The organism is Nonomuraea sp. NPDC049625 (assembly GCF_040675285.1).
GTDB lineage: Bacteria > Actinomycetota > Actinomycetes > Streptosporangiales > Streptosporangiaceae > Nonomuraea > Nonomuraea angiospora_A.
Map to the genome: position 1 here is coordinate 25,424 of NZ_JBFAOQ010000021.1, position 20,452 is coordinate 45,875.

The following is a 20,452-nucleotide window of genomic DNA, read 5'->3' on the forward strand; positions in this document are numbered from 1 at the left end:
CGTCAACCCAGGGCGTGGTCGAGGTTGAAGGCGGCGCTGATCAGCGCCAGATGGGTGAACGCCTGGGGGAAGTTGCCGAGCTGCTCCCCTGAGCGCCCGATCTCCTCGGCGTACAGGCCCAGATGATTGGCGTAGCTCAGGATGTTGTCGAAGACCCGGCGGGCCTCCTCCACCCGGCCCGCCCTGGCCAGCGCCTCGACGTACCAGAACGTGCAGATCGAGAACGTGCCCTCCGAGCCCTGCAGCCCGTCGGGGCTGGCCTCGGGGTTGTAGCGGTAGACCAGCGAGTCGGAGACCAGCTCGTCGGCGAGCGCGTCGAGCGTGGACAGCCATTTCGGGTCCATGGGCGAGACGAACTTGGCCAGGGGCATCATCAGCACCGCCGCGTCCAGCACGTCATCGTCGAAATGCTGGACGAAGGCGTTCAGCGTGGCCGAATAGCCGTGCCGCATGATCTGGCGGTAGATGCCGTCGCGGGCCTCGCGCCAGCGCGGGATGTCGGCCGGGAGCCCGCGGTGGATGGCCATGCGCATGGCCCGCTCGATGGCCACCCAGCACATGAGCCTGGAGTAGACGAAGTTCTTGCGCCCGCCGCGGGTCTCCCAGATGCCTTCGTCCGGCTGGTCCCAGTTGTCGGAGACCCAGTCGACCAGCGTGCACAGCTCGTCCCAGCGGTCACTGGAGATGGGCTTGCCCCATTTGTCGTACAGGTAGACGGAGTCGATGAGCGCGCCGTAGATGTCCATCTGGAGCTGGTCCGCGGCGGCGTTGCCCACGCGTACCGGGGCCGATCCGCGGTAGCCCTCCAGGTGGTGGAGCTCGCGCTCCGGGAACTCGACGCGCCCGTCGATGCCGTACATGATCTGCAGCGGGGCCGACTGGTCGCCGCGGCCGAGCGTGACGTGCTCCGACAGGAAGTTCATGAACGCCTCGGCCTCTTCGGTGAAGCCCAGCCGCAGCAGCGCGTACACGCAGAAGGCCGCGTCGCGCACCCACACGTAGCGGTAGTCCCAGTTGCGCGGGCCGCCGATCTGCTCCGGCAGGCTCGTGGTGGGGGCCGCGACGATGCCGCCGGTCGGCGCGTACGTGAGCAGCTTCAGCGTCAGCGCCGAGCGGTGCACCATCTCCCGCCACCTGCCGCGATAACGGGAGCCGGACAGCCACGACCGCCAGAACCGCACCGTGTTGGCCAGCTCCTGCTCGGCCTCGGCGAGCGCGCACGACTTCGGGCCGAGCCCCATGTCGGACCGGTCGAGGGCGAAGACGGCCTGCTCGCCCTCGGAGAGCGTGAACCATGCCCGCACGTCACGCCCGTCGCTCTCCAGCGGCACGGTCGAGGTCAAGGTCAGCGAGAGCCCGGATGACTCGAACGTGGCCCGGCCGTCGTGCAGGCGCACGCTGTGCTCCTGCGCGGCGTAGTCGAACCGGGGAGCGACCAGCACACGGAACGGCAGCGAGCCGCGTACGCAGACCAACCGCCTGATCAGCCGGTGCCGGTCGGCCTCGTGCGTCTCCTCCTCGACGACCGGCATGAAGTCCTGGACCTCGGCCATCCCCTCGTCCGCGAAGAACCGGGTGACGAGCACGTTCGTGTCGGGGATGTAGAACTGTTTGGTCCGTATGTCGAGGTCGGCGGCCAGTTCGAAACAGCCGCCCCGCTCGGTGTCCAGGATCGAGCCGAAGACGCTCGGCGCGTCGAAGCGCGGGCAGCAGTACCAGTCGATCGTGCCGTCCGTGCCGACCAGGGCGACCGTTCGCAGGTCGCCGATCAGCCCATGTTCGCCGATCGGCAGATATCCCATGACATCAAACTAGACCCGTCAAGGTCGGCAGTTGCCAAAACATCCGGCAAGGGATGTACTGCGTCGTGGGTCCGGACGGCCTCGGGGAGATTGCCACGATGGATTTCTCGATTCTGGGATCCTTACGCGTACAAGGCGCAGAAGGGCCCGTTCGGCTGAGCGCCAAGCAGCGCGCGGTGCTCAGCGTCCTGCTGCTCCACCCCAATGTCGTGATTTCAACCGAGCGCTTGGTCGCCGCCGTCTGGGACGACCCGCCGCGCTCCGCCGTGGCGAACCTCCAGACGTACGTCTCCCAGCTGCGCCGCGTCGTCAGCGGCACCGCGCTCCGCCTGCGCACGGAGCCCGCCGGGTACGCGTGCGAGCTGTCGCCCGACCGGCTCGACCTGCTCGCGTTCGAGGACCTCGTACGCCGGGCGCGGCGCGCGCGGCAGGCGGGCGAGCACCAGGCCGCGGAGCAGGCCTACAAGGCCGCGGTGTCCCTGTGGCGGGGCAGGCCCGCCGAGGACAGCCGGCTCGGCAGCGCCATGGAGCCCAGGATCGCCGAGCTGGAGGAGCAGCTCCTCCTGGCCAGGTCCGAGTGGATCGACGTCCGGCTGGAGCTCGGCGGGGAGGACCTGGTGGTCGAGCTGCGCACGCTGGTCGCCGCCCACCCGCTGCGCGAGCGGCTGTGGGCGCAGCTCATGCTGGCCCTGCACAGGAGCGGGCGGCGCAGCGAGGCGCTCGACGCCTTCCGCCAGGCCCGCGCGGTGCTCAGCAGCGAGCTGGGCATCGAGCCGGGCCGCGAGCTGGCCGACCTGCACGCCGCCCTGCTGGCCGGCGATCCCGCGCCGAGCGCCCCGGTCTCCCCGCGCGTGCCGCTGTGCCAGCTGCCCGCCGACACCTCCGACTTCGTGGGCCGCAAGGCCGAGCTGGACGTGCTGCTCCCCGCCGCGCGGGCCCGGCCGGAGCGGATGTCGCCGCCCATCGTGGTCGTCTCGGGGCTGCCGGGAGTGGGGAAGACCACGCTCACCGTGCACGCGGCGCACCTGTTACGCGCCGACTACCCCGACGGGCAGGTCTTCCTGCGGCTGGGCCGGGACGCGGCCGGCCCGCGGCGGCCGGAGGACCTGCTCGGCGAGCTGCTGCGCTCGCTGGGCGTGGACGGCACGCTCGTCCCGGGGCCGCTGGAGGAGCGGGCGAGCCTGCTCAGGCAGCGCCTGGCCGACATGGGCGTGCTCATCGTGCTCGACGACGCCCAGGACGAGACGCAGGTGCGCCACCTGCTGCCGGGCACCGCGCGCAGCTGCGTGCTGGTGACGTCCAGGTCGCGGCTGCCCGCCCTGGAGGGGGCCACCCGGCTCCAGCTCGACCTGCCCGGCGAGCACGACGCCCGGCTGCTGCTGGAGCGGGTGGCGGGCGGGGCGCGCTTCCGCGCGGCGCCGGAGGCCGCGCAGGCGATCCTGAAGGCCTGCGGGCTGCTGCCGCTGGCGATCAGGGTGGCGGGCGCGCGGCTGGCGATCCGCCCGTCCTGGCCGGTCGGCGTGTTCGCCAGCAGGCTCGAGGACCGGCGGCTCGACGAGCTGATCGTGGGCGGGCTGGACGTGCGGGGCACGTTCGGGGAGAGCTACGCGGCCCTGCCGGAGCCGGCGCGGCGGGCGTTCCGGCTGCTGGGGCTGGCCGACCTGGGGAGCATCGCCGAGTGGTCGGCGGCGGCCCTGCTCGGCTCGTCCGGGCTGGAGGCGGACGCGGCGCTGGAGACGCTGGTCGTCAGGGGGATGCTCGACTCGGGCGAGGTCGACGGGGCGGGACAGCCGCGTTACCGCCTGCACGACCTGTTACGCGTGTACGCCGAAGAGCGGGCCCGGGTCGAGGACGACCTGGAGGAGCAGCGGGCGGCGCTGACCCGGCACGTGCTGGAGTGCCTGCGCCTGCTCAGGGCGGCCACCAGCGACCTGCCCATCCCGACCGCGCCGCCCTTCCCTCAGGCCGAGGCGATCGACGGGGTCGGGATCGCGTGGCTGGCCGCCGAGCGCAGGACGCTCGTCCACAGCGTGTCGGCGGCCGTCGAGCTGGGGATGGCGGAGGAGGCGGCTGAGCTGGCGCACCACCTGTCGGCGTACCTGAGCCTGGAGGGGTTCTTCGACGACGTGGAGCGGCTGCAGGGGATCGTGATCGCGGCGGCGCCGAGCGAGCGGATCGCGCTGCGGGCCGAGCTGGTGCTGGCCGGGGTGCCGCTGTCGCGCGGGGCCTACGGGCCGGCGGGAGAGCACTTCCAGCGGATATATCAGGACTGCTTGCGGATCGGGGACTCGCACGGGGCCGCGTACGCACTGATCAACCGGGCGGCCTGCCTCCACGGGGCCGGGCTGTTCGAGGAAGGGCTGGAGGAGGCGTACCGGGCCATCGCCCTGCTGGAGGAGCTGGGTGACGAGGGCGGGCTCGACTACGCCTGGACGTGGCCCGTCTGGATCCACATGGAGCTGGGCCGGTACGGCGAGGCGGTGCGGCTCTGCCAGGAGCGGCTGGCCAAGGCGGGGGAGGACCGGCGGGCCCGCGGTGACCTGCTGCGGGCCCTGGGCACCGCCTGCTACCTGCGTGGCGAGGTGGCCGAGGCCGTGTGGTGCTACCAGGAGAGCCTGGTGGTCAGCGAGATGATCGGGGATCGCGTCGCGTCCAGCAAGGTGCTGCGCAGGCTCGGCGAGGCGCTGGGGGCGCTCGGGCGGTTCGACGAGGCCGTGGACGCGCTCGACCGGGCCAGGTCGCTCTTCCGCGAGTGCGGGGACGGGCTGGGGGAGGCGCTGGCCACGTACGCGCTGGGCGAGGTGCGGCTGCGGCAGGGGCGCGCCGCGGAGGCGCTCGGCCTGCTGGTCACCGCCCGCGACGGGCTCGGGCCCGGCGGGCCGCCGACCTGGCGGGCCCGCGTGCTCAGGGAGCTCGGCCGCGCGTACGCCGAGCTGGGGGAGCACCCGTGCGCGGCGGCGGTGTGGCGCGAGTCGGCCGAGCTGTTCGAGAGCGGGCCGGAACGGGCCCAGGTCGAGGGCTTCCTGAACGAGGCCCAGGGCTGACCTACTCGGCCGGGCGGTGCCGTACCACGGGGACGGTTGCGAGGCCCGACTGCCGTGCCGCCCGCCGGGCGCTTCCCGGCGTGGGGCCCTCGCCCACGATCTCGCCGTCGGCCAGCGCCACCCACACGCCCGCGGGAATCATCTCGCCCAGCGCCCGCTCCACCACCGGCCGCGACGGCGCCGGGACCGGGCGGGTGCGCCAGAAGAGCCACTGCGCGACGATGAGCGGGCCGAGCGGGGTCAGCAGCGGTATCGCGCCGCTACCGAACAGGAAGGCCGTGGCCGCGACGGCCAGCAGCGCGGCGTCGATCCCGGCGGCCAGCCAGCCGGCGCGCCGGCCGTACCTCTTGTACGCCACCAGCGGCCACAACGTGAGCATGAGGCAGTCGCCCAACCCGACGAGCGAGGCGTCGGCGCCGTAGCGGGTGGCCAGCACCGGCGCGAACGGCAGCCCGTCCAGCCGCGCCACGAAGTCGAGCGTGAGCGAGCTGAGCCCGGTGGCGAGCGTGTCGTAGCAGGTCAGGGCGGCGGCCAGGGCGGCCACCTGGGCCGGGGTGACGGCCGTCTGGACCCACAGGTTGACCACGCCGACGACGAGCAGGATCACCGCCACGTCGTTCAGCACGAGGACGGCGGGCTCCCAACCGGCGAAGTACGCGGCCACGTCGCCGCCGACCAGCACCGCCGCCGCGATCGCCGCCGTCCGCCCGCCGAGCACCGGCGCCAGCGTGAGCTGCGCGAGCGTGAACACCACGACGCCGAAGATCGTCACGACGATGCCGACGGGGATGTGCAGGTACGCGAACGGCATCGCCACCAGCGCCACGATCATGACGGCGATGTCGGACCCGACGAACTTGCCGACCGGCGGTCGCGGGATCTCGTACCGGGACAGGAACAGGGCCGCCAACGCGACGGTCAGCGCGATGAGCGTGTGCAGGCCCAGGACGTGCGCGGTCATCGGACTCCGATCGGGAGGTGCGCGGCGTGCTCGAAGCTCTGCTCGATCAGGTCCGCCCGGACGTGGCAGGGGCGTGGCAGGTCGTCCGGGCTCTCGACCAGCACGATGCCCTTGAGCTTCGTCGCGGCGGCCCGCTCCTCCAGCCGGCTGAGCAGCGCCGGGTCGTCCTTGCCCGACACGACGTGCAGGATCCCGTCCTCGACCGCGAACCTGGTCGGCAGCGGCAGCGCGTGCTCGGCCTGCAGCAGGTCCAGCACGTCACGGGTGGTCACGTCGCCGTCCACGGCGCGTCCCAGGATGCGGGAGGTCGCCGGGATCGCCGCCAGCGCGCACGTGGGCGGCTCGGGCAGGGTTCTGACCAGGTCGCCGGTGACGTACCGGAGCAGCAGCGTGGTGTCGCGGAAGGTGGAGTACGGGGTGACGACCAGGACGCCGAGCGCGTCCGGCCCGGCGGGCTCCATGGTGACCGGGTCGAGCACCTCGATCAGGCCCTGGTCGGAGGGCAGATGCAGGTGGCCGTCATCGCACACCCGCCCGGTGACGGGCGCGATCTCGGTCATGGAGTAGCCGTCGTAGACCCTGGCACCCAGGGCCTCCTCGGCGCGCAGGCGCAGCGCGTCGGTGAGCACCTCGCCGCCGGACGTCACCTCGATGAGCCCGAAGTCGCGCGGGCTCCAGCCGCCGCGTTCGGCCTCCTGCACCAGCGCGGCCAGGTAGGAGGCGGTCACGTTCAGGTGCGTGATGAGGGGCTGCTTGCCGGGGACGTGCATCGGCGTGGCCAGCCGGTCGAGGGTGGCGCGCGGGTCGATCATGCCGAGGTGCACGAAGCCCGCGCCCGTCATCGGCACCGCCCGCTCGGCCACGATCTGGGCGATGGAACGGGAGCTGATGGCGTTGGCCCACAGGTGCTCGGAGCGCAGGCCGCCGTTCAGCATCGCGGCCAGCGCCGCCATCGACGACATCAGCTCGATCTCGTACGCGGAGAACCACACGAGCGTGGGGCTGCCGGTCGTGCCGGTCGTGTGCGCGAGCACGGCGGGACGGGCCAGCTCGGAGACGAACGCGGCGGACATGCCGCGCAGTGCCTGCTTGGGGGTGGGGGCGATGCCGGCCAGGTCGTCCGACTCGAGACCGCGGTAGTACGGGACCTCCGCGCGGGCGTGCCTGATCGTGCGGCGCAGGCGCCGCTTGGTGAGGTCCTCCTGGATCTCCGGGTCGGCGGCGGCGAGCATGTCGTCGGAGCCCTCGCCGGGCGATCCGAACGCCTCCATGGTCGCCCGCGTGTCCTCCACCAGCGCCCGCACGTCCTTGATCCGGAACCTGCGGCCGGACATCATCGTCCACGCGTAGCCCAGTTGCCGCACCGCTGTGCCGAACACGCCTCGCCCTCCTGTCGCGATGGTGCAGTGTGTCCCCCGGGCCCGGAGCGCCCGGGGGACACCTGGGTGTCAGCCGTTGAGGACGAAAACCGCGGTCGACAGCGTGCTGATGGCGTACTTGGCGTACCGGCGAACAGTCTTGACCATGGGACTCTCCCTCGTTGTTCGGGGCAGAGGGGCTTCTCGCGCCCCTCTGCCGTAAACGATCAGCCCGGGTCCTACAGGGTCGCTACAAGCCCGCTACAACCCTGCGCCGCCGCAGGACCAGGCCGGTTGCGGAGGCGAGGACGAGCAGGCCTCCCACCCCCACCAGCACCCGCCCGTCGGGCCCCGCCTCACCACCGCCACCCGTGTCGGCCGCACCCGCCGGGGTTTTCGTCTTCGTGTCCGTCTCGCTGGGGCTGCCGCTCGTGGTCTCGCCGGTTCCGGGGATGCTGAGGGGGTATTCCGTCCGGGCGTCCTCGTTCTTGACCTCGCACTCGATCGCGCGATCGCTGGGGCTGGTGCCGAAGTTGATGGAGGCCGCGTGCACGGTGCCGGTGCCCGGGTTCTTGGGTGTCGTCTTCATGTCGACCGTCGTCGCGGGGAGTCGGACGGGCGCCCCGGGAATGATCGGCCCGACCGCGGCGACGCCGGTGGCCGACGTCAGCTTTTCGATGCCGCTGATGCCCGCGTACGCGTACAGCTTGAGGCCGTCCTCCAGGCCCGTGGCAGGTGCGCGTAACTCGGAACCCTCCACGTACGTGCCGTGCCAGCCGATGGCCATCTGCTCGCCCACCTGCGCGTCCGTGGGCACCGTCAGCTCGACCTCGACCTTCACGTCCTGGGTCTCGCCCGTGGCGCGGACCTTGCACGCGTACTCCACGACGTCGGCTCGGGCGGCGGCGGACGAGAGCAACAGGGTGGCGGCTGGGACGAGCAGCAGAACACGCACGGCGACTCCTTGCGACGGATGGGGACCATGAGGAGACGGTGCAGGGGGACGCCTGGTTGACAGCTCCGGCCGCAATAGGGTGACGGCATGGGGTTCATCGTCACCACCGGTGCCACCGGCCGCCTCGGCGGGCGGGTGGCCGCGCTGCTCGCCGCCGCCGGGGTCGAGCAGCGGCTCGTCTCACGGCAGGCCGACCGCGTCGCCCCGCTCGCGGGCGCGAGCGCGGTCAGCGCCGAGTACGGCGATCCCGGCGCGATGCGGCGGGCCCTCGAAGGGGCCTCGACCGTGCTGTTCGTGTCCGCGTCGGAGAGCGCCGACCGCCTCGACCGGCATCGCACGTTCGTGGACGCCGCCCGCGACGCCGGTGTCGCCCATCTGGTGTACATCTCGTTCTACGGCGCCGCCCCGGATGCCACGTTCACGCTGGCGCGCGACCATTGGGCCACCGAGCAGCACATTCGCGGCAGCGGCCTGCCCTTCACCTTCCTGCGCGACAACCTGTACGCCGACTTCCTGCCGGGCATGGCGGGGGAGGACGGCGTGATCCGCGGCCCGGCCGGTCAGGGGCGGGTCGCGGCGGTGGCCCAGGACGACATCGCGGAGGCGGCGGCCGCGGTCCTGCTGGATCCGGGCGCGCACGAGGGCGCGACCTACGACCTCACCGGGCCGCAGGCCCTGACACTGGACGAGGTGGCCGCCGCGCTGACCAGGGCGACCGGGCGCGCGATCACATACCACCCGGAGACGGTCGAAGAGGCTTACGAGTCACGCCGCGGCTACAACGCGCCCGCGTGGCAGGTGGCGGCGTGGGTGTCGACGTACGAGGCCATCGCCGCCGGTGAGCTGGAGGGGGTCGGCGACGCGATCCCCACGCTCACCGGGCACGCCGCGACCACGTTCGAGGAGCTCCTGGCCAAGGGCTAAGGGCATGAACTGCTCTCCATATTCGCTATGAAAGCCAGAGGCTCTGCCGTGATCTCTCAGCTCAGTTGAGTGTGTTGAGACGGGCGGCGGCTAAGCGTCTCGGCGTAGTGCGGCTGCGGGTCGGTCGGGGTCGGATTCGCGTGAGGTGGGTCGGCACGGCTCAACTCGAGGGCCGCTTCGAGAAGGCGGGCCTTGATTCGTTCGCTGGTGTTGCGGCCTCTTTCCGGTATAGAGGCGGGTGCGGGTCGGCTACGTGCGCGTATCCGGTGGGGGCGGGCAGGAGGCATCTTTGGCGGTACGGGCAGACGAAGGGCGCCGCCACCGGATCGTGGAGGTCCGCATGGACAGGGCTCAGGCTGTGGAAGACCGGCCTGGCCGGGCGGTCGGCGAGCATTTTTGCCGTGTGGCCTGAGCGCGTGTGCGGGCGGACGGTATTGGATATTTATCGCTCAAGTGTTCTATCCATGGACGCGAACTCTTGGTAGTGTTTCGGTGACACATCGTGGAGGCGAGAGGCGGGGTGGGCGGATGCAGGTCGTGCCGTACACGCCCGGGTGCCGCCGCGCAACCGCTTCGAGGCAGGGGGCGGCGACGTGAGTAAGCTCACCGCGACCGCGCCCTGCACCGCCCACGTAGCGACGGTGGAAAAGACCGGCGAGGTCGTTTCTCAGCCGCTGCTGGCGCAGCGGGTCGCCTGGCTGACCGGCCTGGCGCGAGAACTCAGCGCCGGTATCGTCGCGGCCCGGTGGAATGCGGCTGATCTGGATGGTCTGGCGTCCGGAGTGGGGCTGGACGGGCGCGCATTGCCGCCGAAAGGGTGGATGGCTCTCCGGCGGCTGGGCTGGAGCATAACCCCCGCGTCGAGCGTGTACGTGTTCGATCGCGTGGTGCGGTGCGCGCAGGAGCAGGCCGCCCGCGCGTTGCGGCTGGCGCTTCACCGTCGCCGCTTAGCGGCGGCGATCGTGGCTAGTTGGCCAGCCAACCCGCGAGCCCGCACCAGCGCCGAATGGGACGCGCTGCACGCTGTGCTGCCGGACGGGGTGACCCTGGCGCAGATCCGAAACCGGACCCGGCAGATCCGCGCCTACCATGATGAGCATGGCGTGTTGCCAGTCGATCTGACCGACCTGGAGGAGCCCCCGGTCAGCGCGGCGCAGATCGTGCTGGCCGCAGCCGACCGGCAGCTGGTCACCTTGGAGCGCACCGGCAACCATAGCGCCCGGTTGCGGGTGCGGCTTCCCCTGATCGCCTCGCCCGCCTCCGCCAAGGACTGGGCCTGGCACGTGCTGCCGATCGCGTTGCCACCGACTGTGCCTTCGCAAGCGAAGCTATGCACGCCTGCCCTTCGAGTGAAAGACGGCCGGGTGCGCGTCGATCTGCCGTTCCAGATCCCGATCGCGTTCGCGCCCGCCACCGGACATGTGACCGGGGTGGGGTTCGACTGGGGCCTCAACACCCTGCTGACCGGCACGGCCGGATGTCTGACTGATGGCCGGGTGATCGGCGACGGGCGGCCACTCACCTACGACGCGAGCGGTATCTCCGCCAAACTGCACCGGCTGCGGGCCGAGCGTGAGCGCCTGGCCGCCAAGCACCAGCATCAGCAGCGGCTCCTGGCCGGTATCACGCCCGCCGATCCCCGCTACGCGCAGCTGGCCGTAGCGTGCCGGCACACTGGTGTCGAACACGAGCGCGTGTGCGCCCGCATCCGGCACTTGAACAAGGCGCTGGCCTGGTCGGCGGCACGCTGGGCGGTCGATCAGGCCGTCGCCAACGGGGCGACGGTCATCTACCTGGAAGACCTTGCCACCCTGGAAGCACGCGGGCGCCGAGGACGCGCGAACGCGCGCCTGTCGGGGCAGGTGCGCGGGCAGATCGTCCAGGCCATCCGGCACCTGGCGGCCAAGCACACCATCGCCGTGGTCACCGTCCCGGCACGCGGCACCTCCCGGTACTGCCCCCGCTGCGGGGACGGCACGTCGGTGCTCCGGCATTGCCCGGCCCCGGACCGGCTCGCCGAGCGCGGCTGGGCGTGGGCGTACTGCCCTGTCTGCGGCCTGTCGTGTGATCGGGACTGGGCCGCAGCCGAGCGGATCCTGGCGCGCGGCCTGCTCGGCCAAAACGCCACCCGCACCCACCGCGCCACCGGGGCCCGCACCATCCCCAAGGTCGTGGAGGGTAACGTGGCGCGCGCCCGCCGGCCGGCCAAGCCCACCCGCGCCGCCCGCCGCGCCCGACATACCCGAACCGACCTGCACCCCCGGCCGGCGGCGCGCGACAGATCCAAGAACCGTCCCACCCCGAAACGGCCGGCCCGCACCGCGAAGGACCCGGCAAACAACTTGGTGAACACCTTGGCAGACGATTGGCTGACCTCCAGCCGTGTGCCCGACCGGCGCACGGTGCCCGCCCCCGTCCCCGGCGTGCCCGGGGTGGGACAGCGTCCGGCGGGCCATGCATCCAAGCCGGGACGGCGCGAGTCGTACCGGACAGGGCATGTCAGGAATTCTTACCACCGGACCGGCTTCCACCACGCCAAAGCCACCCCCGTGCTCGCACTTGCCAAGCACGGGAGCAGCCCAAAGCAGGCTACGCCCGCCCGAATTTCTTCAGAGATCACAGAGAATTCAAGACGCTAGTCCGGCCACTCCTCGCCCCAGCTCTCGCTGTTGCTGCAGATCTTCACCGTGGCGCTCTTCGTGAACCTCGTCGGGGTGACCACCTCGAAGACGACGTTGTACGTCCCGGCCCCCTTCCAGGTGATGGACGGCAGCAGGGGTTTCGACGACGACGTGCCCTCCTGCCTGCCCTGGTTCTGGCCGTTGACGAGCCACCGGTAGCTGTAGGTGCCCGTGGCCGAGACCGTGGCCCAGATGTTCGTGTCGTTGCGCCAGCAGTCGCTCAGCTTGTAGCCCTCGTACCTGAAGGACACCGACTTCACCCCGCCGCCGCCGCTGGTCGCGGTCGGTTTGGAGGTGCTGGGTTTCGTGGTCGGTCTGGACGTTCGGCTGACGGTGGGCTCGGAGGTGGGGCGGGTCGTGGTGGTGGCCTTGGGGGTTGTGGAGGTCTTGGGCGTTTTCGGGGTTTTGGAGGTCTTCGGGCTCTTGGTGGGGTGCGGGGTCTTGGCGGATCCCTTAGCCCCGGTGCCCGAGCCGGAGACAGTCGGGGTGGAGGCCGTGACGATGTTGGCGGTGGTGGCACGGCCGGGCCACCACGGCGCCCAGGCCCAGGCGGCCACCACGGCGCCGGTCACGACGACCGCGGTCCCGCCGGCCAGGAACGCGAGGATGCGCCCGTTGCCGGAGGATCCCCGTCCGGGGTTGGTCCGGAGGTGGGCGATCGGCGGCTGGTGCGGAAAGGGCCCGCCGGGGTGATGCGCGGGTCCCCGGTACGGGCCAGGCCCATGAGGTCCGCCCGGGACGGCCCCATATGCGGGCCCTCCTGGAAACGCCCCCGGACCCGCATGTCCTGATCCCATGGGCGCCATTCCTTGAGGCACCGGGCCGCCCGGGAACGCCCCCGATCCCGGTCCTGGTGAGGCCGGATGAGCCGAACCGCCTGGCGGAGGTGCCTGGCCGCCGATCAGCTGGAAGAGGACGTCGTGCATGGCCGGGCGGGCCGCCGGATCCTTGGCCAGGCAGGCGTACACGATCGAGCGCAGCGGCTCCGGCACCCCGCCGAGCTGCGGCTCCTCGTACTGGATCCGTCTGAGCACCGCGGGCACGGAGTCGTTGCCGAACGGCGGGGCGCCCGTGGCCGCGTACACCATGACGGCCCCCCACGCGAACACGTCCACCGCCGGCCCCGCGGCGGCGCCCATGAACTGCTCGGGCGCCATGTACGCCGGCGTCCCCACGACGCTGCTGGTACGGGTCAGCGCGGCGTCCATGGCGCGGGCGATGCCGAAGTCGATGACGCGCGGCCCGTCACGTCCGAGCAGGACGTTCGCGGGCTTGAAGTCCCGGTGGACGACGCCGGCCCGGTGGATGGCGGCCAGCGCGGTGGCCGTGGCGACGGCGAGCCGTTGCAGGTCGGCTCCGCTGTGGCGGCCGGCCTGGTGGAGTGAGGGGCCGTCCACGTACTCGGTCACGATGTACGGTCGTGGGCCGCCCAGCGAGGCGTCCAGCACCTGCGCGATGCAGAACGGCTCCACCCGCCGCGCGGCCGCGATCTCCTTCGCGAACCGGCCGTCACCCGGCAGCCCCTCGTGCAGCGCCTTGACGGCGACCCGGGTGCCGTCGGGGGCGGTGGCCAGGTAGACCACGCCCTGGCCGCCCTCGCCGAGCTGCTTGACGACCCGGTACGGGCCGATGGCCTCCGGCATCATCATGTCGGGATGGCGCAGACGTTGAACGACACGCTCTTCTGCGTCGCCGACGGGGAGGTGACCTTGAGGGCGACCGTGTGGCGCCCGGCCTTGAGCATGTACTGGCCGGAGGTCGCGAACGCGGTGTACCCGCCCTCGGACACCCACGACCTGTTCCCTGCGACCGCCTTGCCGTCCAGCAGCCACTTGTAGGAGACCCACACCTTCTGCCGGGTCGACTCCACGTTGGTCTGGAAGTGGACCGGTGGCATGTAGCAGCCGCTTCCCTGGCTCTGGCCGGGGCCGCCGAACAGCTCGATCTCGAGGATGCTGATCCTGGCGTTCGCGACCGGCTTCTTGGTGGTCTTGGTGGGGGTGGGAGCCACGGTCGGGCGCGCCGTGGTGCGCGTGGGCGTCGCCGACGGTGGCGTGGACGTGACCTTGGGGGTGATCTTCTGGGTGGGTTTGGGGGTGGCCTTGTGGGTCTTCCGGGGCGGCGTCTTCGTGGCCGGGGGCTCGGTGGTCTTGGTGGCGGCGGACGGGCTGAGCTGATCGGCGGCGAACGACGCCCGACCGGGCTGCTTCGACCAGGGGGCAAGCCAGACGACGCCACCGATCAGCGCCACCACCATGACCCCCGACACACCCACGGCCACCGGAAGCACAACCCGCCGCCCAGCCACCCCCCGCCGCTCCGGCCCATGCCCCTGGCCTGGGCCATACCCCTGACCCGGCCCAGGCACTGGTCCTTGCCCCGGCACCGGCCCATATCCCGGCCCGGGCGCCGGTCCTTGACCCTGCGCCGGCCCACGTCCCGGCCCGGGAAGCGGTCCTTGCCCCGGCACCGACCCCTGCATCGGCACCGGCCCGTTCCCAGCCCCGAAAACCTGACCCCGCCCCGGCCCCGGCCCTTGCCCCGATATGGCCACCGGCCCCTGCCCCGGCCCTGGAATCGGACCTTGCCCTGGCACCGACCCGTAACCCGGCCCCTGCATTGCGGATCCTGGGATCGGACCGGACCCCGCTCCCTGGGGGACCCCGGCCGTCGGACCCTGCCCCCCGGAGTTCTGCCCGCTCAGCAGCCGCAGGATGACGTCCCGCATCGTCGGCCGGGCATGCGGATCCTTGGCCAGGCAGTCGTACAGGATGCCCCGTAACGGATGCGGGACGTCGCCGAGCTGGGGTTCGTTGTGGAGGATGCGGTTGATGATGGCCGGCAGCGTGTCCTGCCCGAACGGCGGCGTCCCGTTGGCCGCCCACGCCATGACCGACGCCCAGGCGAACACGTCCGCCGCCGGCCCCACCGACTGCCCCGCCAGTTGCTCGGGCGCCATGTACGCGGGCGTGCCGACGATGCTGCTGGTGTGCGTGAGGGCGTCGTCCATGGCGCGGGCGATGCCGAAGTCGATGACGCGCGGCCCGCCGGGACCGAGCAGGACGTTCGCGGGCTTGAAGTCCCGGTGCACGATGCCCGCCTGGTGGATGGCGGCCAGCGCGGTGGCCGTGGCGACGGCGAGCCGTTGCAGGTCGGCTCCGCTGTGGCGGCCGGCCTGGTGGAGTGAGGGGCCGTCCACGTACTCGGTCACGATGTACGGTCGTGGGCCGCCCAGCGAGGCGTCCAGTACCTGCGCGATGCAGAACGGCTCCACCCGCCGCGCGGCCGCGATCTCCTTCGCCAGCCTGTCGTCGAACCCCGCACCCTCGCGCAGCACCTTGACCGCCACGGGGCTCCCGCCGGGAGCCTGCCCGAGGTAGACGGTCCCCTGGCCGCCCGCGCCCAGCCGGCCGAACAGGCGGTATTCCCCTACTGTCGCTGGGTCATCCTCCCGCAGCGGTTCGACTTGCGGCATGAGAGAAGTGACTCCTGAGACGGGGGCGGCTGATCGTTACGTACGATAGCGACTGCATACGGATTTGTGGCGAAGTTCCGGATCTGTCGGAAACCTTCCGGTAACCCCGGGCGCGGCCAGAAAGGTGCGATCATGCCGCTGACCACGGACGACGAGTTGGAGGGCTCGCCCGTCGTGGCCAACAGCCTCATGAACCGCGAACGCCGCCTCCCCTCCTACAACCGAGAGCTCGGCATCGACGTCATCCACGTGCTCCGCGCCACGGAAGCCCGGCCGGCGCGCTGGCTGGACCTGTGCTGCGGCACGGCGAACGCCCTCAACGAGGCCACCGCACTGCTCGGACAGGACGCCGAGATCGTGGGCGTGGACCTGGTCGACTTCTTCGCCTGCCCGCCGACCCCGCCACGGCTGCGACTGATCACCGCCTCCGTCACCACGTGGCGCCCCGATACCCCGTTCGACCTCATCACCTGCGTACACGGCCTCCACTACATCGGTGACAAGCTCGCGCTCCTGGCGAAGGCCGCCGACTGGCTCACCGAAGACGGCCTCTTCGTCGCGAACTTCGACACCCGCAGCATCCGCCTCCCGGACGACACCCCTGCCGGCCGCCGCCTGACCACCGCCCTGCGCTCGCAAGGGATGACGTACGACGGGCGCACGAGGAGGATCAGCTGCCGGGGCCGCAGACGTCTCGACCTCCCGTACCGCTACCTGGGCGCGGACGACCAGGCCGGCCCCAACTACACCGGCCAACCCGCCGTCAACGCGCACTACGCCCCAGCCTGACCACCCCGGAACTGTCGGTGGAGCCTGGCAGAGTGTCCCCGAATCTTCAGACCGGCGCCGGCGGCCAGGGGCGAGTGCCGATGCCACGCGCGCGTCGAAAGGGGCACGGTGTCCGATCGCAGCCACCGGAGCACAACCGAGCCCCAGCCGCTCGACCCCACCGCGCCCAACACTCACCACCCCGCCGTAGGTGACCCCCGCCACCTCGCGGCACCCGACAACCACCACCTCGCCATAGGCGAAGCCCGCCACCTCGCGGCACCCGACGCTCGCCACCTCACGACGCCACTCGGCCCGAGCACCCCGGGTGCCACGGGCGTCGAGCCCGATCCCCGTGCCACGGCCACCGTCCCTGACGCCGCCGTTCCTGACGCTGCGCGCGTCCGGGCTGATGCTGGCGCTCGGCTCGCCGTGGATGGGCAGCGAGACGCCGGTGGCCGGGCGGTCTCGCCTCGTTCTCGTTCGCGTTCGATGTTCGCGCCGCTGGCGGCCAAAGGGTTCCGGCGCTACTACCTGGGTCAGACCGCCTCCGCGTTCGGTGACTCGCTGACCCCTCTGGCGATCGCGTTCGCCGTCCTGCACCTCACCGGATCACCCGTGGACCTGGGGATCGTGGTCCTGAGCACCCGGCTGCCCGTCATCCTCCTGACCCTGCTGGGCGGCGCGGTCGGCGACCGGTTCTCCCGCAGGACCGTGATGCTGCTTGCCGACCTGACCCGCTTCGCCGCGCACGGCATGACGGCGGTCCTGCTGCTCACCGGCGCCGCGCACCTCTGGATGCTGATCGCCCTGCAGCTGATCGCCGGCGCGGGATCGGCGTTCTTCACCCCGGCCGCGGCGGGCCTCGTGACCGGGCTGGCCGGCAGGGAGCATGTGCAGGCGGCCAACTCCCTGATCTCGATCTCCAGGAGCGCGGCGTCGATCCTGGCGCTGGGCGCGGCCGGAGCCCTGGTGGCGCTGGTCGGGCCGGGCTGGGCCATCCTGGTCGACGCGCTGACGTTCCTGGTGAGCGCGGCCTTCCTGTACCGCCTGCCCCTCGAGACGGGACGACCGCGGCCGAGCGGCGGTGTGCTGGCCGGCATCGGCGGCGGGTTCGCGGAGTTCTCCCGGCACCGGTGGCTGTGGATGTGGACGATCCACAGCGCGCTCACGAACGTGCTCGTGGTCTCCCCGATCCTGGTCCTCGGCCCGTACGTCGCCGACCAGCACCTCGGCGGCGCGCCCGCCTGGTCGGCCATCGGCATCGCGTACGCCGTCGGCGGGCTGGCCGGGGGCTTCGTCGGCGCCCGGTGGCGGCCGGGGCGGCCCGTGGTCGCGGCGCTCCTCTTCTTCTTCCTGATGGCCCCGCTCCCGGCGCTGCTGGCGATCCCCGCCGCGCTCTGGTTACTGGCGCTGGCGGCGGCGGCCGCCGGCATGGAGCTGGTGGTCTACAACGTCCTCCAGACCACCTCGATCCAGCGCCACCTCCCCGAGGAATTCGTCGGCCGCGCCACCTCCGTCACCATGCTCGGCGCCCTCGTGGCCGCGCCCGTCGGCATGGGCCTGGCGGGGCCCGCGGCGGCGCTGCTGGGCAGCGGGCCCGTCCTGGGTGTGGGCGCCGTGGCGGCCGTGCTCGTCACGGCTGTGAGCCTGTTCGCGCCGCCGGTGTGGCGCGTTCGTGACTAATCCGGATGAACTTTCCGCCGGGTCCGCCACTCGAAGCATGCGTACCGTTCGACACAGGGGAGATCATCGTGATGAAGGTGCTTGTGGCGGTCCTGGCAGGCGGGGCACTGCTCACCGCCGGCGCGCCCGCGTTCGCCCAGTCCGCCCAGACCACGCTGGGGCCCTACGGCTATGGCAAGGTCCGGCTCGGCATGAGCGAGAAGCAGGCCAAGGCGACCCGAGAGGTTGTGCTCAAGAAGGCCGGCGAGGCGGGCTCGTGCGCGGGCTGGGACCTGAAGGCCCTGCCCACCGGCAAGGACAACGTGGGCCTGTACATCTCCAAGAAGCGTGGCGTGGCCCTGATCTTCGCCGCGAAGGGTGTCAAGACGCCCGAGGGCATCGGCCTCGGCTCCACGATGACGCAGATCAAGAAGGCGTATCCGGGCGTCAAGACCGCGGCGAGCGGTTACCCGTACGTGAGCGTCCCCGGCAACTCCAAGGCCAACTACTCGTTCCTGCTCTCCAAGGGCAAGGTCTACGAGCTGGCGCTCAGCCTCAAGACGCAGGACTGCGTCAACTGACCAAGCGATCCACACGGGGGTTGTAGGAGCGCGTGCACCACGCCCCACCCCGTCGCAGCCGGGGGAGTACGGCCGTGTACCGCCGGGTCGTCGTCAACGACGGGGGCGATGCCCGCAGTTGGCCGGTGTCGGCTCCGATGATCCTCGCCCGCCGTCCCCGCGAGCACGACGACCTGCGCGTCCGCGCGGATGCGGCCGAAATCGGAAATCGGCCGGACGAACGGATGGGTGGCTGCGGGACCGCTGTGCCGCCGAGATGTGCGCGGACGCGTTGGCGGGCTTACTGCCGGGTCGCTGAGAAGGGCGCGGGCGCGTGGCGGCTGGACCGCCGCGGTGCTGGGATGGGTGCGGGCGGGCCGTGGCTGGACGGCCGCGACGCTGGGATGGGTGTGGGCATGGTGGTCGGACCGCCGTGGCGCCGAAGGGGTGCGGGCGGGCGGTGGCCGGACCGACATGGCACCGAGATGGGTGCGGGCGTGTTGGTTTGGCGGTGGTTCGTGGCTGTCTGGTCGTGTTCGGTGGTGAGCCGTTGGGGACGGTCAGGGGAGTACAGAGCGGACGGCGTCCTCGGACCGGGCGACCACCGTCGTTCCGTCGTCGGCCGTGATGATCGGTCGCTGGATCAGGATCGGGTTCTCCGCCAGCGCCCTGATCCACCGGTCACGCGCGTCCGCGTCGCGCGGCCAGGTGGCCATGCCGAGTTCGGCCGCCCGCGCCTCGCCGGTCCTGGTGACGTCCCACGGTTCGAGGCCCAGCCGGGCCAGGACCGCGCGGATCTCGGCCTCGTCGGGCGGGTCCTCAAGGTAGCGGCGCACGGTGTATTCGGCGGCCTCGGCGTCCAGGATGGACAGCGCGGAGCGGCACTTCGAGCACGCCGGATTGATCCAGATCTCCATGACACCCGACAGTACAGAGCTAATGGAAGGCGAGCGGCAGCGACGCGGTCACCACCAGGCCGCCGCCCTCCCTGGGCTCCGCCCGGACGTCCCCGCCGTGCGCCACTGCCACCGACCGTACGATCGACAGCCCCAGCCCCGCGCTCCTGGCCGTGATCACGCGCTCGGCCCCGTGCCGGTGGAACGGCTTGAAGAGCTGCGGAATCTCGTATGGCGGCACGTCCGGCCCGGTGTTGCTGACCTCGACCTCGGCTCTCCCGCCCGAGCCGCCGAAGCCGCCTGAGCCGCCCAACCCGCCCGATCCGGCTGAGCCGCCCGACCCGCCCGACCCGCCCGGGCCGCCCGGGCCCCCCGACCCGCCCGGGCCGCCGGACACGACCCGGCTCACCACCCGCACCCACCCGGTCCCGTCGTCCAGGTTGTGCCGGATGCCGTTCTCGACCAGGTTGTGCACCAGCCGTTCCAGCAGCAGGGCGTCCCCGACGGTGGGCGCCTGCGCGGTGACCTCGTGCACGGTGACCTTGGAGTCCTGGGCGTCCGCGGCGGTCTGCCTGACCACGTGCGTCACGACGTCGGCCAGGTCCACCGGGGAGCGGTCCGTGATCTCCTGCTCCGACCTGGCCAGCAGCAACAGCCCGGAGATGAGCCGCTCGTGGCGGGCGTTGATCTCCAGCAGGCTCTCGCCCAGCTCCTTGATCTCCGCCGAGGCCGTACGGCGGTGCATGGCCAGCTCGACCAGCGCCCGGTTCAGCGTCAGCGGCGTGCGCAGCTCGTGGGAGGCGTTCGCCACGAACCTGCGTTGCCCGTCGAAGGACTGGTCCAGCCGCTCCACCATGGTGTCGAACGTGTCGGCGAGCGTCTTGACGTCGTCGTCCGGCCCCGCCAGCGCGATCCGCTCGTGCAGCCCGCGCTCGGCCATGGGCGCGGCGGCGATCCTGCGCGCCGTCTCGGTGACCCGGTGCAGCCGGGCCAGCACCCGTCCGGCGACCACCCAGCCGAGCCAGACGGCCACGGCGCCGACCACGACCAGCGCGATCAGACCCTGCGTGAGGAGCGACGTGATGGCCGCGCCGCGCAGCGTCAGCTCCTGCTGCCGCATCCACTCGTACGCCGCCTCGCCGGAGAGCTCGACGCCGTCCTGGACGAAGAACAGCTGCTTCGACTTGCCCGGCGGAGCGATGAACCGGCTCTCGAACGAGTTCGTCAGCTGCTGGTTGAACAGCAGATAGGTGACGCCGAGCAGGGTCAGCCCCGCGAGCATGAACAGGGCGCCGAACAACAGGGTGAGCCGCAGCCGCAGCGTGGGCCGCGGCCGTACGAGCCGCCTCAGGAAACTCATGCG

14 protein-coding genes are annotated in these 20,452 nt (G+C 71.9%); 6 read left to right on the plus strand and 8 right to left on the minus strand.

What is annotated here, in order from left to right; translation table 11 throughout:
* Positions 1-2: 2 nt before the first annotated feature.
* Positions 3-1,802 (minus strand): glycoside hydrolase family 15 protein, encoded by a 1,800-nt coding sequence (locus AB0J87_RS54150; RefSeq protein WP_363981634.1) that lies wholly within the window; start codon positions 1,800-1,802, stop codon positions 3-5.
* Between the two features lie 98 nt (positions 1,803-1,900).
* On the opposite strand from AB0J87_RS54150, the gene AB0J87_RS54155 reads away from it, so the two are divergent.
* Positions 1,901-4,846, plus strand: coding sequence for a BTAD domain-containing putative transcriptional regulator (locus AB0J87_RS54155; RefSeq protein WP_363981637.1), 2,946 nt, complete (start codon positions 1,901-1,903; stop codon positions 4,844-4,846).
* Between the two features lies 1 nt (position 4,847).
* Here AB0J87_RS54155 and AB0J87_RS54160 read toward each other — a convergent pair whose 3' ends face one another.
* From AB0J87_RS54160 to AB0J87_RS54170, 3 genes are all read right to left on the minus strand, one after another.
* Positions 4,848-5,807 (minus strand): hypothetical protein, encoded by a 960-nt coding sequence (locus AB0J87_RS54160; RefSeq protein WP_363981640.1) that lies wholly within the window; start codon positions 5,805-5,807, stop codon positions 4,848-4,850.
* Positions 5,804-7,186: an AMP-binding protein gene (locus AB0J87_RS54165; protein ID WP_350728215.1), complete on the minus strand. Its 1,383-nt coding sequence runs from the start codon at positions 7,184-7,186 to the stop codon at positions 5,804-5,806. The genes AB0J87_RS54160 and AB0J87_RS54165 overlap by 4 nt, the downstream gene beginning before the upstream one ends.
* Before the next feature lie 229 nt (positions 7,187-7,415).
* Positions 7,416-8,120, minus strand: coding sequence for a hypothetical protein (locus AB0J87_RS54170; protein WP_363981643.1), 705 nt, complete (start codon positions 8,118-8,120; stop codon positions 7,416-7,418).
* A gap of 87 nt (positions 8,121-8,207) precedes the next feature.
* Here AB0J87_RS54170 and AB0J87_RS54175 point away from each other — a divergent pair, with 87 nt between their 5' ends.
* Positions 8,208-9,044, plus strand: coding sequence for an SDR family oxidoreductase (locus tag AB0J87_RS54175; protein WP_363981646.1), 837 nt, complete (start codon positions 8,208-8,210; stop codon positions 9,042-9,044).
* A 593-nt stretch (positions 9,045-9,637) separates the two neighbouring features.
* Positions 9,638-11,683 (plus strand): transposase, encoded by a 2,046-nt coding sequence (locus AB0J87_RS54180; RefSeq protein ID WP_363981649.1) that lies wholly within the window; start codon positions 9,638-9,640, stop codon positions 11,681-11,683.
* On the opposite strand, the gene AB0J87_RS54185 is transcribed toward AB0J87_RS54180, so the two are convergent.
* Both AB0J87_RS54185 and AB0J87_RS54190 read right to left on the minus strand, forming a co-directional pair.
* Positions 11,680-13,374: a protein kinase gene (locus AB0J87_RS54185; RefSeq protein ID WP_363981652.1), complete on the minus strand. Its 1,695-nt coding sequence runs from the start codon at positions 13,372-13,374 to the stop codon at positions 11,680-11,682. The two genes, AB0J87_RS54180 and AB0J87_RS54185, sit on opposite strands and share 4 nt — an antisense overlap.
* Positions 13,371-15,200 carry a serine/threonine-protein kinase gene (locus tag AB0J87_RS54190; RefSeq protein WP_363981655.1) on the minus strand — a complete coding sequence of 610 codons (1,830 nt, stop codon included), beginning with the start codon at positions 15,198-15,200 and terminating at the stop codon, positions 13,371-13,373. Before AB0J87_RS54190 ends, AB0J87_RS54185 begins: the two co-directional genes overlap by 4 nt.
* Positions 15,201-15,332: 132 nt before the next feature.
* Between AB0J87_RS54190 and AB0J87_RS54195 the strand changes: the two genes are divergently transcribed.
* The 3 genes from AB0J87_RS54195 to AB0J87_RS54205 all read left to right on the plus strand — a co-directional run bounded on the left by AB0J87_RS54195 (position 15,333) and on the right by AB0J87_RS54205 (position 18,214).
* On the plus strand, positions 15,333-15,989 hold the full coding sequence (locus AB0J87_RS54195) for a methyltransferase domain-containing protein (RefSeq protein WP_363981658.1): 657 nt from the start codon (positions 15,333-15,335) through the stop codon (positions 15,987-15,989).
* A 471-nt stretch (positions 15,990-16,460) separates the two neighbouring features.
* Entirely contained in the window at positions 16,461-17,654 is a 1,194-nt protein-coding gene (locus AB0J87_RS54200; RefSeq protein WP_363981661.1) for an MFS transporter, read from the plus strand.
* A 71-nt stretch (positions 17,655-17,725) separates the two neighbouring features.
* A complete protein-coding gene (locus tag AB0J87_RS54205; protein WP_363982044.1) occupies positions 17,726-18,214 on the plus strand; it encodes a hypothetical protein in 489 nt (162 codons plus the stop codon).
* A 539-nt stretch (positions 18,215-18,753) separates the two neighbouring features.
* On the opposite strand, the gene AB0J87_RS54210 is transcribed toward AB0J87_RS54205, so the two are convergent.
* Positions 18,754-19,110 (minus strand): ArsC/Spx/MgsR family protein, encoded by a 357-nt coding sequence (locus AB0J87_RS54210; protein ID WP_363981664.1) that lies wholly within the window; start codon positions 19,108-19,110, stop codon positions 18,754-18,756.
* 19 nt (positions 19,111-19,129) lie between these two features.
* Positions 19,130-20,449 carry an ATP-binding protein gene (locus AB0J87_RS54215; RefSeq protein WP_363981667.1) on the minus strand — a complete coding sequence of 440 codons (1,320 nt, stop codon included), beginning with the start codon at positions 20,447-20,449 and terminating at the stop codon, positions 19,130-19,132.
* Positions 20,450-20,452: the final 3 nt, after the last annotated feature.